A 17,537-nucleotide genomic window follows, 5' to 3' on the forward strand; every position below is an offset into this window, starting at 1 on the left:
AAAGCGCAAACCTCTGGGCTTGCTTGTGTCGATACCCGCGCTGACCACTATTCCGCGCTAACTCCCTTGATATCGTTGACTGGCTCACGCCTAGAGCCACCGCAATCTCTGCTTGTGTAAAACCGCTTTTCTTGAACGCCTCAATCTGGCATCTTTGCTCATAGGTCAGTTGCTTGTAGTGTCTTATTGCATGCCTCTTACCGGAGAAAAAGCGAGGAGCCTACGGGCAACTGGCCGCTTTTTCTAGCTCCATTGAGATATGCACTTACAAGTTGAATCTAGGTATTAAAATGAGGATTGTGGAGGATTTGTGCAGAATTGATTCCGGGATTGTAATCAGGATAACATTGGTCATAGTGATCACCATATAAAGGTTAGGCGAAAAGGAAACTGCGTAGATAACCAATTTGACATCACGTCCTTCCCAGTAAGTGCCGCCTCTTACCATCGCATTTGGCGCTACAAACATTTTCTTCATACTGGGTATTCGCAGAGCCGGAGATTAGCGTAAGTTTTGGAGTTGCGCAATTTTGGCGATTTTGCGTAAGTGATAAAATGACCCTACCTAAAGGGCCAACCAGATTTTCTCTACTTTCCTGATTTTAACGACCAGAAAATTCAAGTGACCACTCAGAGTAAATCCAATTTCCGGCAGCAGCATATCGGTGCCTAGAAAAATCTGGTGCCCATGCCAGGTTTTTAGAGGCTTAGGTTAAGCTGAGTTTGCCCGGCGGCATCCAGATGCAGTTACAGGGTGAACAACTCACACCAGTAGCAGGCACCGGGTTTGCTCAGGTCAGCTATCGATCGGATGACAATGCTGGCTTAACGCTATCGCTGCCAAACGGCTTGGTTGTGCGAGGTGTTTGCGCTGACAATGCGCCGCTCCTTTGTCAATTATTAGAGGCGCTGTAATGGCGCGTCCCTTTCGTTTGGTCATGCAGGCATGGGAGTCCATTCCTGACGAGAGCTTGTTTTTCAGATGTAGCAGATGTGTACTAATTCATGTTTAGAGGGCTGAACATCACAACAAGCTGGCCCAGCGCCATCTACTGCATCAAGCTAGCCGAATTGCGCTAGCGGTGTGAGCGTATTTTATCTGAGGGTATTCCTCGCAAAACTAAGCGGCTAAAACAGGATGTGATGCAGTAGAAAATGAATGCTATGGCAGCTAAAGCTTCACAAAGGCGTGAGGTGGCTTTTTAGCTGACAAGAGGGTCCAGTCAAATTACTTTTTTTCGCCTACATTAAAGATAATTTCATTGATACATTGGCTATCATCATGGCAAGTTCTTACAATAAACTGAGCCACAATGGATTAATTGACCGGCGCAGCTTTTTACGCAGTGGAGCTACCCTATTAACCGCGGTGGCATCAGCTGGCCTTAGCCCGCCCAGAGCCGCTCAAGACTTTAGTCGCTACCCGCGTTACATGACTACACCTGGGCGTAGTAGTGATAGTTATGGCTTACCATCACAATATGAATCCCAGGTAAAACGCAAGAAAAATCAGTATTTTCAATCACAAATTTTTACCGAGGCCTTAACTCCCTTGCAAGATTTGCGTGGTATTATCACGCCTAATGGCCTTCACTTTTGTATTCATCATAATGGCATACCCGATATCCCGCCCGATAAACATCACTTTATGATTCATGGTTTAGTGGATAAGCCTCTTAAATGGAACATGGCCGATTTGTTGCGTTACCCGATGATAAGCCGTGTTCAATTTTTAGAATGTTCAGGTAACTCTGCGACCAATGCAACCAGCGATGAGCCCGTGCAAGACAACTGCATGGCGTTGCATGGCCAGATTTCCTGCGCCGAATGGACGGGCATTCCGCTGTCGGTATTATTAAATGAAGTCGGCATCAAATCAAAGGCTCGCTGGGCAATGTGTGAAGGGGCGGACGCTGGTTCCCAGGTGAGAAATGTACCAGTTGACAAATTACTTGATGATGCAATTATTGCCTTGTATCAAAACGGCGAACGCTTGCGGCCCGATCAGGGTTACCCTACGCGATTATTTTTGCCCGGTTATGAAGGTAACGCAAATATAAAATGGCTTCACCGCATGGAGCTTAGTGACCAGCCTTCGCAAAGTAAAGATGAGCAATCGCTTTATGCTGAATTTGATAACAAGCTAAAGATTCGTCAATTCACACTATATATGGAAGTGAAGTCTGTTATCACCCATCCCTCGGGTTTACAGCAATTACCCGACAAGGGTTACTATGAAATTTCGGGTTTGGCGTGGTCGGGTCGAGGCAAAATTAATACCGTAGAAGTGTCCGCCGATGGTGGAAATTCCTGGCTTCCAGCAACCCTTCAAGGCCCTACTTTGAGTAAAGCGTTTACCCGTTTTACTCTCCCTTGGCAATGGCAAGGTCAAAGCGCTCGTTTGATCAGCCGGGCAATCGATGAATACGGCAACACTCAGCCAAGTAGAAAGGAATGGAAGTCGCGCTTTGCCAATTTCACCTTTAATCATTACAATGCTATGCAAGTTTGGGAAGTCACGCGCGAAGGCCATATTAATAATGCCTATAGTTAAATGCTTTTTATTGGCCGCGCTATTGTGCGTGGCAGAAAAAACTTTTTCTCAAGAGGCTCCCAACCTAGGAAAAACCCTGGGCAATAAAGAGATCACACAGTGGTCGATCACTATCTATCCCTCTGGTAAGGGGTTGCCCGCAGGCAGCGGCAATGCCAAAGAAGGGGAAGCTTTATACGCAGTGCAATGCCGCTCCTGCCACGGTGCTACGGGTACAGAAGGGCCTGCCACCCGGTTAAGTGGCACGGCAGGTTTTTATCACGATTCGACTGACCCTTTACGGGCGTTATCTGTAGGCGCATGGCCCAATGCCACAACAATATTTGATTATATCCGCAGAGGTATGCCGCACTTTGCGCCAAAGAGCCTTAAAAATGAAGAAGTTTATCAATTAGTAGCGTATATTTTATTTTTAAATCAACTGATCGAAAAAACAGATGCCCTTAATGCTGACAAGCTAATCACGATAACCATGCCAGAGAAATATAATACGATAGACGTTTGGGCTCAACCTGATCATCGTTAAAATTTGCTAATCTCTATTTCAATCTGCATGTTGAGTATAACGGAGTTTACGCGTAATAGACGTCCGACCGTAAAATGAGCCAAATCACGCGATTAAAGTCGTAGGCTGTTGAAATAATTAAATGCTGGTAGTAGATTCGGACATGGAATGGGCTTTTATTGATCGAAATTACGTTAAGGCGTACCAACACAGTAGCGGTACTGCCAGTGATCAGAATCATGCGATAGGGAAATGTCGGACGAGGCACACAGGCAAGATCCATTTAGCAGTTGAGAGGGTGTTCAAAGCTCTGTGTCAGCCAAGTAGCCTTATAGGCTGATATATTTCTCCAGGCGATCCGGGAAGTGGATCGTCAGCTGTGACAGCGTCAAGTTCCAGTTCTGGGTTGGGTGTGCCCAGCGCTCGGAGGCTCTCAATATACCGGCGTAAAGCAGCTTGAGTAAGCTGTTCTTATTGGCAAAGCCGCCCTTGATTTTAGTCAGCTTGCGGAACTGGCGGTGTACACTGAAAGCGCTTACCGCGGCTGTCTATTTTGGGCTTGCCCGGCAGGCGTCAATGCCAGTTTATAGATATCTACTCCCAACCGGAAGTCAGTGCTGCACAGCTTGTCCAAGTAAGGCTTCACCTGTGCCACATGGCCTTTCTTCTTTGCTTCCAGCGCAACACCAAGCATGCCAATAATACTGCGCACCAGCCTCTTCGCTACTGTCGGGCCGGCGACTTCATCAATGATCAGCACGTCGGCGTTCAGCTCCAAAGAAAGGCCTATGGCCTCGGATTCGCGGAGATCCAGATGCTGGGTCAACTTGCTAACTACTGTCTGATTATTGATAGGAGCCACCCTGATCCAGGGAGAAGTGAGTGCCTGAAGTGCACCTGGCTGGGTACGTTTAACTTGTGCCAGCTCCGACAAAGCGGCTGTAGGAATCAGTATCTCGCCGGAAAGCTTCTGAGGGATGTGGAGAGCACCGATCTTGGTGGGGTGGGCTAATGCGGTGGTATCGCTGATGACAATCTTGTTCATCTTCTTTATATCCTTATAGATCGTGGCTTTTTATATCGTCCACCAAGTTGTCCACACCGAAGTTGACGGCTTCCCTCTTCTCCAAAAGCAGGTTATGGAAGTCGAATTCAGACACTCGAATCATCTTTCCCGTCAAAGATCCATGTATGCGCTTGTGCTTGTATAAGGTGATGGCCAACAGCTCAGACGCTTCCCTTTCATCCACGCTGATTTTTGCCATCAGCACGTCGTCGAGTTCTATATGCATGCCAAATTCTTGCTAAGGTTGCCCGTTTCCAAGGGTACCTCTGGTGTAGCGGTTCCCTGCTGAGCTATCGGTTATACCCCAACCACTCAGAAGGGGCTGCCCTGGCCGCCCTTGGCGGTGGGAACGCCGTTTGGCCGGTTTCACGCACTTCACGCCCTCTTTCGCCTCCACCTCTTGTACGATCCCTCAAAAATATTGAGGAATCGCTATGCACCTGATTCTTCATATCATTCTATCCACCGCCTTGTACGCCAGTACTGGCCATCCTTATTGGCTAGTCCAGGCGAGAGACAGTTTCTGTGGCGGTCGCGTTATGGTAGATGATCAATGAGCGTGGGTCACGGTTTTCCACCATACGCGCTAGGTCAAGCTGTTAAAACTGGACGTGATTCAGAAGAAAATCAATGCAGTGGCTGGCAAAGCTTCGCAAAGTCTTAAGGCATTTTTTAAAAGGACCCGCATTACCGGTTTGGCGATACTGAAAGAGATAGTGTCTAGGATAGTGAAGGCGTGCAAAAACACATAAATACATTCACTTCATGGAAATATGTCAAGTTTGATCTAAACTAACTCGGCGTAAAGGGTATTAAGTATTAACAATTGATTAAATTTATATTTTCTTCCTAGATTTAAAATTGAAATACTTCGTATTGTTAAACTACATCAGTTACAACAGTGTTTTTGCAGTTCGGCATGACCAAATGGTATTTACAAAGTATGTTGACAGGCTTGAATTCATTGTTTCTCACTAAGGTGGCAGCTATCAATCGATAGGATATGCTTATGATAAGGGTAAGGTATTTAGAGTTTTATGGTGTCTACATTATTATAAATAAATGGCGAAAATATAAAATTATGAGTATCAGTTAATGCTTAAGTGCGCCTCTGAAAATTACTTTTTTTGGCGGCCATAAGCCATGAATAATGGGGGCTTTAGGGCGATAAAATTAAGGAGGCTAAATTTATAGAGATTTCCTTAATTATTTTGTATTGCAATTTTCTTCATGAGGAGTGCTAGATATGCTAAAATTATTTATTTTAACGATGCTTGTATTTTCTTTTAATTCTGCATTTTCTTCTCATCACTGGGAAACTGAGCTGGCAAATAAATACCCTCAATATAATCTTGGCGATGCTTATGTATTTAAATCAGCATCCCCAGGTCACACAACATTTATTTTAACCGGAAATCCTCCACCAATTGGCAAGGGTGGTGATGCGCAGAATTTAACAAATGCAACTTCTTTTGGTGATAATGGGTTGTATAGTTTTCATATTTCAAAAAATAAGAAAATGTCAGAAGGTTTTACTTTAAACTTTAAATTTAATGGCCCATCTTTCGATGTGGGTATACTGGATGAGCCTAACGGTAAAATTGGAATGTTTGGTAGAAAGCTGCTTTCCGGAAAAGTAGGGGAAACAATACAAACAAAAAGCGGAATTAAAATTTGGGCAGCCCGTACATTAGAGCCATACTTTGTAGATGCCTTTGATTTTGGTGCATTTCAAAAAAATATTATGGACGGTAACTTTGATAAGCAAGTTTTCAAAAAACATTACAGGCAAGATATTTTCAAGGATTCAAGAATTAGTAGTATTGTTATAGATATACCCAATAAGCTGTTAGGTGAAAATGTATATTTTTATGGTAGTTCATCAATGAAAGTAATGGGAGGGCATGATGAGTGGATGCAAATAACACGGGTGGCTAATGTTTTGATGCAATATATATTTTTATATAATACGCATCCATCTGGTGTGGTTTTAGACCAAACTCGTCCTGATACAGATCATAAACTTACAAGCTCAATATCTAATAACGTTTTCCGTGCTGTTAGTGAAGCTGGTGGTGTTGGAGGTGGAGTAAAAGCAATATCTGAATATGCCAATCGCGTTGCTGATATGTTAACACCCGATGTGTTGAAGTTTAAAATAGGTAGTGAGGGTGATTACAAGATAGGTGGGGATTCAGGTAGGCCTTTATATGGGGATTCTTCAAATGAAGTTTTTAAAGTTTATACAGGTGTGGTTGTTGATGATTTCATAAGTAACCCAAAAAAATATACCAGTAAATTTCCTTATTTAATTCCAGTTAATAAGTAACAATTAAAATAGATTTTTTGCAGTTGTGTTAAAGTCGAAGCTACCGCTATCCGTAAGTAAGACTGACCTGGATGTTGAACATATCGTCTCATTCTCATGGGCCCATGAGAATGGTGATACAGGTTGGACTGTAGAGTTGAAGCGGTAGTTTGTTGAAGAACCAGAGTACCTATGGCTTGTTGATAATGGGTGAAATCAGAGCAAAAGAGACAAAGGCCCTGATGAGTGGATGCCGCCTTATGAATCAGGGCAGGCAATTTATGTTAAGCGGTTTATGGAAATTGTCGAGAAGTTTGGGCTGCGCCTTTAGGAGCAGAAATCTGCTCAGGTTTTGGGCACGAGTGAGGGAATAAAAAGATAGGAATAGATTGATTGATAGAGGCTTGGGGTGACCAGAATGCCAAGCATGCTTCGTTATTTTTGGCAAGAACAAAAAAGGCTTTCATCAAAAGATATAAGCCTTTGTTTCTATTGGCGCGTTCGGGAGGATTCGAACCTCCGATCACCTGGTTCGTAGCCAGTTGATTGCGCAAAGGGGGTTCCCTCAAGCGGTTAATCAATGCTCAACCGGTTGCCAATACGAGAGGATTTCCACTCCCTCAGCAACACAGTGGCAGGGAGCGGACTCAAAGCCAGTTTGGAACGCATCCTCAGCCTCTCGGAAGTATCTGGCGTTTTTCTCCAATTCCTACTTAAATCTGAGAGAAATTTATGCGCGCCTGGTATGTTCGCGATCAATACTGCCCCTTCTTACGCGACACCTTTGTTGACAAATACCACCGATACTCGCACTACCATCTTCATTACACGGTACATCACCTCAGGGGTTGTCGCTCAATGTCGCATCAGGATTGATCATTACCGTCATCGACGATGGCGACCCCTGATTATTGCTCACCATAATGCTGCCGGGGGCATAGCCGACCAATTCGGAGATATCGAAGATACCGGTCGATTCCGCGTTCACATTCGTCTTCCCAATGCGCAACTTGTTACCGCCATCCGGATTCATGTGCCAGATCTCACCGGAACTATTGTCTTCATTAACGAAGATGATTCCATCTGGATAATCCACACCATTTAATGTGGTTGCCGCGGTCCAATCGATATTGTCCGGACTGTCCAAGCTACCGCTTGAACCGCTTTCATTGGAAATTTTGGTCACGGTAAAGCTGGAGGAAGTGGCATCGAACCCGGAGTTGAAGACCAGAGAGAAATTCAGGTTAAAGACACCAGAATTTTGGTCGGCAAGTACGACTTCAGTAGGGCTACTGGGGCTGGTATCAATGTCTTCCAGCTTGCTGGAAGTCAACGCTCCGGAAGCGCTGGTATCGAATAAGCCACTATTGGTGTTACCCAGGCTTGGATAGGAGGCATTCAGATAGTACCAGCTACCATATGCCAGGCCGTTCCGTGCGAGGAAGCTGTTCGATGCATTGCCACTGGCATCCAGACCTTTCACGCCAATGTACAGCTTCATATCCTGAGAACCGCCGTCGGGAGACAGCACGATTGCGACATGCTCAGTTTCACCGGTATCAATGAGCGCAGCGTTTTCCCAGGAATCATACGACATACCGCCGATACCATCGGGAGCACTACCTGCGACTCCACTCAGTTGATATAAATCGCGGTTGGCGCTGTCCAGAGCGAACAGACGTCCACTACTGACTTCTTCACCGGTAATATAGATCTGGTCAACAAACCCGCGATTGTCCCCAAACGTATTTGGGGCATACGCCTGGCTTGAGCAGAAACGGGAAAAGCTGGTATTGGAGGTATTGGACGTATTGGTCCAGCTTGACCCGCCGTTGCTACTCCAGCGGTCATAGGCTTGCCGTGCAGCCACTACAAAACTCACATCACCCGTATTACCAGCGTTGATCATGTTGTAGATCGCTGCCCGCAAATTGGCGACATTGACATCCACATCACTAACAGAAGCGTCACTGGTTTCATGATTCACCTGGATCCGGATTGTTGAACTATTCACTAGAAAAGCACCCGCACCATCGAAGGTACTGGGCATTGAATGGCCAACACCATCGCCTGAAGGGTTGTCACCCTGGGTGATCACCTCAAAGGCTTGCCAACCGTTATAGGTGGAAACTTGCAACGTACCGCCGTCAAGAGCGCTCACAGAGCGGGCAACCAGTATCTGGGTAACGAGAAAAGCGAAACCTGTCTTCCGCGCATAATCTGCCAACCGGCCAGAATTTGAATGTATTGAAGAACCCATAGCTTGGTCTTCTCCTGTTAATTAAAGAGATTTTAGAATTTGATAATTCAGCTGGTTCAATCGAGCACACCGTTTTGCAAAATTTGAAAACCAATGAACAGTCAAACATCTCATTTGCAGCTAAAACAGATTACATTCCATTAGAATCGATATGGATGGGTGCGCCGTTAGAATATAGACAGTGGCGGTGACGAATTTATGGCAACGATATAAAAATTTAGTTTAATGTGGAAACCGACGTCCTTCGGACGTGATTATGAATAATCGGCTTTGCCTATTACGAAAAAGGCGGCCCATGTTACCCCTAGGTTCGAATTGCCCCATGAATTCGAGCGAGAGGAAATAACATAAGCCATTTTGAAAAGCTAACGCATGTTCTGTGGCATTGCCAATGCCACATTGTTTGGTTTCCCAAGTACCGCTATAGAGTACTGAAGGGGCCGGTTGGACAGGAAGTGTATAACTGCATCAGGTGTTTTACAGTCAGCTTCGTTGCAGAGTGGTAGCGATAAATGTCCAAGCAGACCACGTGCAACTTCTCGTGAAGGTGCCAATATCAATGCTCTTGGGAGTCGTGAAAGGTAAAACGGCCCTGTCCGGGATTCACGTTGTTGGGGTTGGTCTCGGTGGTGATATTGCCTCGAATGGTGCTAAACCCATCCCCACTGTCCACCATGATCGCAGCGTAGTCCCAGTCCTGCTCGATGTCGTACCAGGCTTTGAAGGACAGGCTGGCGCTGGCGGCCGCAGTGAGGTTCAGCGCAACTGCCATATTGCTTTGCAAGTTGTCGCCGTTGCCGCTGAAGTAGGCGTAGCTGCCGCTGGTGGGTACGGTGACCACGATTTTTTTCGGCGGGAGGTCAATGCGCACCGCATCGTGGTTGGCACCCTTATGCACCGTCTCATCGAGCAGGGCTACGACCCCTTCGGCCGGAATCTCCTCCAGGGCGATAGTGGCGCCGTGCATCCAGTTGCCGCCGTGATTGTGCTGGAGGAATTCCTTGGCGCAGGCGGAGAAACCGGTGGGCTGGGAGCCTGGAATCACGCCGGCCCAACTGCCAATGGACATAATGGACCAGGAGGAAACCGGCTCGCCGCGCCCGGTGTTGTTGGTGTCGTATTCATCCGGGAGGCCCAAATCGTGGCCATACTCGTGGCTCTCCACACCGGCGGCGGCATCCGCGGGTTGGATAGTGTAGTCGAAGGCGGCCATGACGCCGCCCCAATTGTCCACTTCTGCAGTGGTATCGGGGATGGGAAAGACATTGCCAAGGTTCCAGCGGTGTGACCAGATAGCGTCTTCACCCACTTGGCCGCCGGCTTCTTCGCCCACAGTGGCATGAAAGATCATAATATGGTCTGCCAGACCGTCGGACTCCCAGTAGTTCCCATCCCCGTCCAGGTCATAGCGGTCTTCAATATCAAATTCCGACAAGTCGACATCGGGGTCGGCTGCGGCGGCCAGCAAGGCCTCCCGTACAAGCCCCCGCGCATCCCCGTCTTGATTGTTGCCACAGAAAGCGGCGGGCTGACTGGCGGTGTACTAGCCTGCGACACCACTCTCAACGGAGTAGCTATTGCCGGATTGTTGCCAGTAGAACTGCTGCATGGACAGCAGGTTTTGGTCGTCGGGTCCCCTGAAGCCATTCTGCGAGAACAGCAGGTCGGCGTAGTGCTCCGCGGCGTAGTCCGCGTAGTACATATTCGTTTCCCAGGGCTCAATGCTGTTGTGCGGGAAGTCCGGGAATTCCATCAGAATTGCCAGTACCCGTGCCGTTTTGAATTCGTCAGTATAGTGTTCCGTTTGCAGTGGGGCTGGAGCCTGCTTTTTGCCCAGGCCGAGCTTGTTGCCCTTGCCATTTTGCAGCGCCTGGCTGGTACCAGCACTCCGGGATTGGGACATCATCTGCACGGTTTCTGTCGAGCGGTCGTGTGAATGTGGCTGTCTTTTGGCCGCACGTGCTTCCAGATAGCTGTGGAGTGCCTGTTCGGCTTCGGACAAGGTCGCGCTTTCGTTGATCCGCCCGGAGCGCTTTAGCATTTCCATCAGTTTGTTCTCATTGGCGATTGCCAGGTCCAAGGGGGCGCCCGAGGCTTGCGGCAGGTCTGCGGCCTAGCTGTCGGCAGCGGCTAAGTTGAAAGCGAGCGCACAAAGTTTCAGTGTGCCGTATATTTTTGACATAATATCTTTTCCTTAGGCATAAATCTTATTAGAAATTTCTGATCGAGGCGGGCGCAGCTAAAGCGCAAGGGTTTTACCTGAATATTTCCCCAAATCACGACAGCCATTGCCTACTGGCTGCTCTAACTACAACGATCCAGATGCCGCCGACCGCAATCTTTTCTGTATGAATTTATCAGCAACTTTTGCAAATGAATTGGGTTGGTAGTTGGGTCTATTTGTAGAGAATTCAATTATGGTTTGGCATCCAGAAAACTTTTTTTTGAGTGAGGATTGGCCGAGTAACTATACTAAAGCGTATATCTAATAGTGCAATTTTCCTCAGAAAATCCACCGGTTTTTCCGGTGGATATTTACTCTTGACGGCCTTGGAGATGTCATGGGTTCTATAATTTATTTCCTAAACTCAGTTGGTTTTTCCAGATCTTGAACCAAATATTCTATTTCTTCTACTTTTGTATTCAGGAGATGCTGGGCATCATAGAGGCCGCGATTATAAAAGTATGCGCCCATTTCTTCTGAGAAAAAGTCCAATAGGAATTCTGCATCAAAATTACCAATTTCCTGGTCTAGCTCTTCACGGAAGTACATTTGTATTCTTGTGGTTATAAGCGTTTTTTCTTCTTTGGAGAATTGAATTTTGGTCATGTCCGCTCTCTATATATAAATCGTAATCTTTCGTGGAAGCCGCCCAATAGAGGAAAAGGCCGGCATTAAACTGCTTGCGCATGCTATTTGACTGGTTAAAATACATTAGAAAATACGTAAATCCCTCAATGGGGTGAATGTATAGTGGTCGCATGACCCTATTATCAGGATAACTATTTCAGAAGTAAATCAGGGCTGTCACCAAGAAAGGCTTTGTTCACTCAATCGGCTATTGTGATTAAGATGCCATTTAGGAAAATAGCCATCCTGGATAGCCTCCCGAAAAAATGCTGAACGATTGTCATACAATGCTTAAAGAGGAGAGAGGTTGTTATGCAACCATTGTGACCTCACGCTCATTCCGTCTCCTTTACCGGTTGCCAGGAGCTGCTGGTTCAGACCAGCTTTATATACAAGTGTGAAGGAAACTACTTTGGGAAAGGCTCCTCAGCTTTCTTGCCTTGCCCAGGGCAGCCACAGGGTGATCTGCAGACCGCCGTCAGAGCGATTGAGAAGTTGAATATGGCCGCCATGAGCATCGACAATTTCCCGGCAAAGGGCCAGTCCCAGGCCAACCCCCTGTTCCTTGGTGGAAAAAAAGGGGAGTAGCGCTTGTTGCAGTATCTTTTCACTCATACCGCAGCCTCGGTCTGCGATCACCAGCCGTTGGCCGAGTCCATCTGTGGTAATGTGCAGTTCAGTATCCTTGCTATCGCTTCCGGCTTCGCGGGCATTCTTGATAAGGTTCAGCAGCGCTTGTTCAATTTGTATGGGATCAAAATAGCCGGGGCGTTCCGGCAGTTTGCCCGATAGGGTGAATTGTTGCAGGGGGGCTATACGCCCTATCAATTGTGGCCAGTCTACAATTTCACAACTGGGTGCAGGCAGTTTGGCGAAGGTGGCATAGCCCTGGGTAAACTCGGTGAGATGTTCGCAGCGCTCGGCGATAATATCGAAGACCTTTTCCAGTGCAGAGGCCTTATCCGGTTGGGTGGTCAGCAGTTTGCCGGAATGTGCCAGAGATGATATTGGCGCCAGGGAGTTATTCAATTCATGGCTGATGAGCCGGATCACTTTTTTCCACACGGCCACTTCCGCGCGGGTCAACTCCCGGGTCATTTCGCGCAAAACAATCAGCCGGTGCTTGTGGGCGTTGAGCACAAAAGTGCTGTTACCGATATGCATGGAATGGACACCATTGTTATCGGTGTAATTAAACAGGCCGTTTTCCCAGTTCTTAATGGCCTTGGCAATTTCCCTGGGGCTGTTCGGGAGCAGTTTCTGCAAAAGCAGGCCCTGGATGGGTCTGCCCTGGTTCAAAAGTTGTCTCGCACTGCTATTGGAGTAAATAATATGATTGTTCTGGTCCACAAGTAACAGGGCTTGTGGGGAACTCTGGATTACGGTATCGAGGAGCAATTCACGCTGGTAGATATAGGCACGCTCGCGCCGCAGATGCTGCCCAATGTCGTTGTAAAGATTTGTGATTTGGCGTAGCTCAATATCCCCTGGAGGGACCAGGGAAATGGAGAAATCGCCATCGCGAAAATTTAGCAGGCCCCACCGCAGGGCCTCCAGGGTAGTGGTCAGCGGGCGCAGAGCCAAGCGTATAAGGCCAATCAGTAAGAGTACGCCCATTAGTAAGCCAAAGGCCCAGGAAAAGTGCGCACCGAGGCCGAGATACGCCAATAGCCAGGGAAGGGCGGTGCCTAGGGTGAGTGCCAGGATCGCGATGGCGACAATGCGGCCCTCCAGGGAGAAAACCTTGGACATCAACAGGCAATTCCGTGTTTTTCCAATCGGCGGTACAGCGCTTGCCGACTCATGCCCAACTCCCGTGCCGTCTGGGCAATAATGCCGTTGCAGCTGGCAAGGGTCTGCTCTAATAGTTCGCGACTGGGTTCAAAATCCACCTCTCTTCTTTTGGCTGTTGGCGGTTCCGGCAAGGCCAGAATGGCGTCGTCAATCGTGTCTTCCAGACATAAAACAGTGACACGCTGCATCACATTCTGCAGTTCCCGCACATTACCTGGCCACGTATAGCGGGTCATGGCAGTCAGCGCCTGCGCAGAGAGTTTCTTGGTGTTGCCGTTTTCGGCTAAAAAACCCATTGCCAGTGGAGCGATATCCTCGGGGCGTTCACACAGTGGTGGCAGGCGCAGCTCGATCACATTCAGGCGGTAAAACAGGTCCTGGCGGAAGCTGCCCCCGGCAATGGCTTTGGGCAGATCACTATTGGTGGCACTGATAACGCGCACCTTAACCCTGCGGGTCTGGTTGCTGCCGAGGCGCTGGAATTCTCCGGTTTGCAGCACGCGCAACAACTTTACCTGGCCGCTGGCAGAGAGTTCGCCGATCTCGTCGAGAAACAGGGTGCCGCCATCGGCGGCCTCGAAACGCCCCTCGCGGGCCCGGTTGCCGGCTCCGGTGTAGGCACCGGGCTCGGCGCCGAACAGTTCCGCCTCCATCAGCTCTTCCGGCAGGGCGCCCACATTGACCTTGATATAGGGGCCATCCTGCACTCGGGAGTTGGCCTGTACGATATCCGCGATCTTTTCCTTGCCGGCGCCATTGGGTCCGGTAATCAGTACCGGTACATCGGACCCGGCCACCTGGGTGGTCATCTCCAGCAGTTTCTGCATTTTGTCACTGCGATAGATAATACCCTGAAGGTCAAATGTTTTTGCCAGCGTGTTGCGCGCATCCAGAGCCTGCTGCTGAGACACCTGCTGGCGCCTTTGCAACTCACCCAGTTCCAACAGGTTGTTGATAGTGGCGATCAGTTTGTTGTCATCCCAAGGCTTGCCCAGGTAATCCGCCGCTCCGGACTTGACCAACGTGACTGCCATCTCCAGCTGCGTCCAGGCAGTCAGCAGGATAATCGGCAAGTCCGGATTGATTTCCCGGATGGCGAAAAACAACGCGCGGCCCTCTTCACCGGAGGTGGTATCGGCAGTGAAATTCATATCCTGGATGACCAGGCGAGTATCCCGATTTTCACGCAATAACTGCAGGCCGGCCTGGGGCGTGATGGCACAAAGGGATTGCAAATTGTGCAGAGACAGCAATATTTCCAGCGCAGAGAGAATACCGTTGTTGTCGTCGATAATCAGTATTTTATCCATAGGTGTCGGGATTCGGTTGTTGTGTGCCCATTATGCAACGACCGGGCAGGGGTGTGAACTTTGGCCAGATCCCTGGATGTTGCCAGGTTGCAGTGGTTGAACACCGCATCGAAGAGTATCTGCTCAATGTTGGTTGCTTCATCAATGAACTCATGGTGTGTCGCGGTTGCGGAAATGACCGGATTTTGTTCTGTAAAATCGGGCAAACTGAAAGTAGCGCGCTCTGTTGTAAATAAAAGGGATACCGGTTCGAACATCACAAACTCTTCAAAGCTGCTATTTTGGGTGATCGGCAATTGCTTGTTTTAGTATCCCGGCAGCCTGTCTGGCTGCCGGTGCCATGGTGTATTGGCACTACACACTTCTGGTGGCGGTTGCCGGGGAGATATTGGCGGCGCGCAGCGCCGGAGCCAGAGCGGCACCCAGGCTAACCAGTAAAATCACCAGGGCACATATGCCCAGCGGTAACAGGGTCAGTACCGGCTGCGAATAATCACGTACCAGATATTGGTTTGCGATCAAAGCGGCGGCGGCGCCCAGAGCGATACCGGTAACGGCAATCAGGCTGTTTTCGACCAAGAAATAGCGGCTGATATTGGCGCGAGTGGCCCCCAGTGCCCGCCGCACGCCTATCTGTTTGGTGCGCTGATTTATCCAGAAACTGGTGAGCCCCACAATGCCCAGTGCCACGATAAAGGCGAGCATGGCGCCAACCGTGGACAGGACCTTGACCATTATATTGTCTCTGGCGTAGCTCCGGGCCTTGTGGTTCGACAGAGTTTTTACACGGATGACTCTCTCAGGGTCTCGCTCCGCGAGCTTGTCGGCCAGTATTTTCAACACCGCATCGCGCTTACCGGTCTCTGCGCGCACCAGATAGTCCATGCCCTGGCCAGTTCGCACGGCTGGAAAAAATGCCACATTGCCGGCATTCGACCAGCCTACCCAGGCGCCCAGATGCCGCTCCACGATACCGATAATCTCCATGGGGCTGTCATCATCGTACAGAGACTTGCCCAGGGCATCTTCGCTGGGGAACAGCTTTTCCGCCAGTTGTCGCGTAATGATTGCCACATGCACTTCTAGGTGCTCACCGGGGGCATAAATTTGCATCTCTGCCGGGGTAAAATTGCGGCCGGCCACCAGGGTCAGGCCCAGGGCATTAATAAAATGGGGGTCGGTCCTATAGTAATTGGCATTGACCCCGCCGGTTTCCTGATTTGGCTGGGTGTGATAGGTACTGGCGGAACCAGAACTGGAAAGCGGGGCTTTGTTGCTGGGGGTGGCATCCACTACATTGGGCAGGGCGCGCAGCATATCCAGATCGGCGCGCACCGCAGCGGCCATATCATAGTCCTGCGGGATTGCGAGGAAATCCGCCACAATAATATCCTCGACGGCCATGCCGGTTGGTCGGGCCATCTTATCCATGCGGTCTGTTACGATCAGCAGGGTATTGCTGACGATCACCAGGGTTAGCGCCAGCTGTAGGGCAATTAACAAAGCGGAGACCTTGTGATGCCAGAGTGTCGACAATATGGGCTTGAGTTCGAACATGTGGGGCCTCACTGGGTTTTCAGGTAGGTGGCGGGGTTGGTCTGGCTGATACGCCAGGCCGGATAGAGACCGGCCAAAAGGCTAGCAATCAGCGCCAGCCCTATGGCGGCGAGCATCATCAACCAGTTCATCGAAGCCACAGTATCGATCCCTCCCATCGCCAGGTGGCGACTAGCGCGGATACCCATCAGGGCAATAACAATACCTATAGCCCCCCCCATTATTCCGATTGCGGCGCTCTCGATCAGATGCTGAATAAACAGGGCGCTGCGGCTGGCTCCCAGAGCGCGGCGCACACCCGCCTCGGGTGCCTTGCGCAGGAACTTGGCCAGCAGCAAAGCTACCGCATTGATGACGCAAACCAGTAGGAACGCCAGGGAGACCCATCCCAGCACGCGATTGTCGTCCCTGAGGACTTCGTTGAGTAAGAGCCATTGGGACGGTTTGCTCAAGGCGAATTTCAGCGGCCGCTGAAAGCGCCCCTGCGCCTTTTCACCCTCGATATAGGCGGTGAGAAATGCTTCGTACTGTTGTTTTTCCTCGCGATTACGCAGTTCCACCCAGTATTGAATCCACGTAGACTCACTTTGCAGATAGCCTTCATAACCTTCTGGTCTGGGACCGCTATCCCACCCCCTGTCATTGCCCCAACTGTATATTTCAAACTTTCGGTGCAGACTGAACGGCACGAACATGGATTCCGTATCGGCAAACGGGCTATTGTTGAGATCGTAGACCTTGGGGGCGGGATTCCAGTGGTCAATCACACCCACCACGGTAAAGGGTTCACTATTTAGGGTGATGCTTTTGCCCACACTGTTTCCTCCACCAAAGAGCTTGTCGTTGGTGGCCTTCGACAGCACCACCACCTGTGTGGATGTGCTGTCCGCTACACGGTCCCAGGTGCCGCCATACAGAAAGGGGACATCGAACAGGGTGAATAAGTCGCGGCTGGTCACCCGTGCCGAAGCCACAAAGGGGCGCAGTTGCGAATCCTCCAATTCAACAGTGAAGCCGAAACGGTGCATGGCGACCTGGTGGGTGGGAATATCCGAGCGCAGCAGCGCCTGGGTATCCCGGTAGGTCAGTTGCCAGGGCAATTCATTGGCCGTGTCAAAGGCTTCATTGGGGTCCCAGCTGTCCAACTGCACAGCCAAGAGGACATTGTCTTTATGCTGTAAGGCATTCCGCGACATCATATAGTTGAGGCTCAGCACCGTCATGGCGGCGCCCACGCCAATTGCGATCGCGGCAACCATTAATGCGCTGAGAATGGGGGTGCTGCGCAGGCTGCGCAGCGCCAGGGAAAGATAGTAGACAATCATTCTGTGG

Annotated in this window: 14 protein-coding genes and 3 pseudogenes; 4 read left to right on the forward strand and 13 right to left on the reverse strand. The window is 49.4% G+C overall.

Translation table 11 applies throughout. The features are described from left to right. On the reverse strand, positions 1-187 hold a 187-nt coding region (locus ACL7TT_RS16705; RefSeq protein WP_413397179.1), incomplete at its 3' end, for a helix-turn-helix domain-containing protein. Between the two features lie 1,095 nt (positions 188-1,282). On the opposite strand from ACL7TT_RS16705, the gene soxC reads away from it, so the two are divergent. Together soxC and ACL7TT_RS16715 are read left to right on the forward strand one after the other, a co-directional pair. Next, entirely contained in the window at positions 1,283-2,554 is a 1,272-nt protein-coding gene (soxC, locus tag ACL7TT_RS16710; protein WP_413397102.1) for a sulfite dehydrogenase, read from the forward strand. Positions 2,555-2,582: 28 nt separating this feature from the next. Next, positions 2,583-3,080, forward strand: coding sequence for a c-type cytochrome (locus ACL7TT_RS16715; protein WP_413397103.1), 498 nt, complete (start codon positions 2,583-2,585; stop codon positions 3,078-3,080). Between the two features lie 308 nt (positions 3,081-3,388). Here ACL7TT_RS16715 and ACL7TT_RS16725 read toward each other — a convergent pair. The 3 genes and pseudogenes from ACL7TT_RS16725 to ACL7TT_RS16735 all read right to left on the reverse strand — a co-directional run. Beyond that, a pseudogene (locus ACL7TT_RS16725) lies at positions 3,389-3,607 on the reverse strand (IS256 family transposase); the annotation flags it as partial. Further along, positions 3,595-4,104, reverse strand: coding sequence for a DUF3368 domain-containing protein (locus ACL7TT_RS16730; RefSeq protein ID WP_413397105.1), 510 nt, complete (start codon positions 4,102-4,104; stop codon positions 3,595-3,597). The pseudogene ACL7TT_RS16725 and the gene ACL7TT_RS16730, both read right to left, overlap by 13 nt. Positions 4,105-4,117: 13 nt before the next feature. Beyond that, on the reverse strand, positions 4,118-4,351 hold the full coding sequence (locus tag ACL7TT_RS16735) for a UPF0175 family protein (protein ID WP_413397107.1): 234 nt from the start codon (positions 4,349-4,351) through the stop codon (positions 4,118-4,120). A gap of 1,020 nt (positions 4,352-5,371) precedes the next feature. Between ACL7TT_RS16735 and ACL7TT_RS16740 the strand changes: the two genes are divergently transcribed. Further along, positions 5,372-6,454: a DUF4331 family protein gene (locus ACL7TT_RS16740; protein WP_413397109.1), complete on the forward strand. Its 1,083-nt coding sequence runs from the start codon at positions 5,372-5,374 to the stop codon at positions 6,452-6,454. A 272-nt stretch (positions 6,455-6,726) separates the two neighbouring features. Here ACL7TT_RS16740 and ACL7TT_RS16745 read toward each other — a convergent pair whose 3' ends face one another. Both ACL7TT_RS16745 and ACL7TT_RS16750 read right to left on the reverse strand, forming a co-directional pair. Further along, positions 6,727-6,987, reverse strand: a complete 261-nt coding sequence (locus ACL7TT_RS16745; RefSeq protein ID WP_413397111.1) for a hypothetical protein — start codon at positions 6,985-6,987, stop codon at positions 6,727-6,729. Between the two features lie 287 nt (positions 6,988-7,274). After that, positions 7,275-8,693 (reverse strand): hypothetical protein, encoded by a 1,419-nt coding sequence (locus ACL7TT_RS16750; protein WP_413397113.1) that lies wholly within the window; start codon positions 8,691-8,693, stop codon positions 7,275-7,277. Positions 8,694-9,040: 347 nt separating this feature from the next. Between ACL7TT_RS16750 and tnpA the strand changes: the two are divergent. Beyond that, positions 9,041-9,288, forward strand: a pseudogene (gene tnpA / locus ACL7TT_RS16755) (IS200/IS605 family transposase); the annotation flags it as partial. Here the strand turns inward: tnpA and ACL7TT_RS16760 are convergent. The 7 genes and pseudogenes from ACL7TT_RS16760 to ACL7TT_RS16790 all read right to left on the reverse strand — a co-directional run bounded on the left by ACL7TT_RS16760 (position 9,250) and on the right by ACL7TT_RS16790 (position 17,530). Continuing rightward, positions 9,250-10,740, reverse strand: a pseudogene (locus ACL7TT_RS16760) (immune inhibitor A domain-containing protein). The pseudogenes tnpA and ACL7TT_RS16760 sit on opposite strands and share 39 nt — an antisense overlap. Before the next feature lie 528 nt (positions 10,741-11,268). Continuing rightward, a complete protein-coding gene (locus tag ACL7TT_RS16765; RefSeq protein ID WP_413397115.1) occupies positions 11,269-11,523 on the reverse strand; it encodes a DUF2164 domain-containing protein in 255 nt (84 codons plus the stop codon). 447 nt (positions 11,524-11,970) lie between these two features. Further along, complete coding sequence (locus ACL7TT_RS16770) at positions 11,971-13,296, reverse strand: sensor histidine kinase (protein WP_413397117.1); 1,326 nt, start codon at positions 13,294-13,296, stop codon at positions 11,971-11,973. Next, positions 13,296-14,648: a sigma-54-dependent transcriptional regulator gene (locus tag ACL7TT_RS16775; RefSeq protein ID WP_413397119.1), complete on the reverse strand. Its 1,353-nt coding sequence runs from the start codon at positions 14,646-14,648 to the stop codon at positions 13,296-13,298. The genes ACL7TT_RS16770 and ACL7TT_RS16775 overlap by 1 nt, the downstream gene beginning before the upstream one ends. Next, positions 14,633-14,905, reverse strand: a complete 273-nt coding sequence (locus tag ACL7TT_RS16780) for a hypothetical protein (protein WP_413397121.1) — start codon at positions 14,903-14,905, stop codon at positions 14,633-14,635. Before ACL7TT_RS16780 ends, ACL7TT_RS16775 begins: the two co-directional genes overlap by 16 nt. A 97-nt stretch (positions 14,906-15,002) precedes the next feature. Continuing rightward, entirely contained in the window at positions 15,003-16,205 is a 1,203-nt protein-coding gene (locus ACL7TT_RS16785; RefSeq protein WP_413397123.1) for an ABC transporter permease, read from the reverse strand. A gap of 8 nt (positions 16,206-16,213) precedes the next feature. Further along, a complete protein-coding gene (locus ACL7TT_RS16790; RefSeq protein ID WP_413397125.1) occupies positions 16,214-17,530 on the reverse strand; it encodes an ABC transporter permease in 1,317 nt (438 codons plus the stop codon). Between the last annotated feature and the right edge of the window lie 7 nt (positions 17,531-17,537).

The sequence above is a fragment of the Microbulbifer jejuensis genome (assembly GCF_047289955.1).
Classification (GTDB): domain Bacteria; phylum Pseudomonadota; class Gammaproteobacteria; order Pseudomonadales; family Cellvibrionaceae; genus Microbulbifer.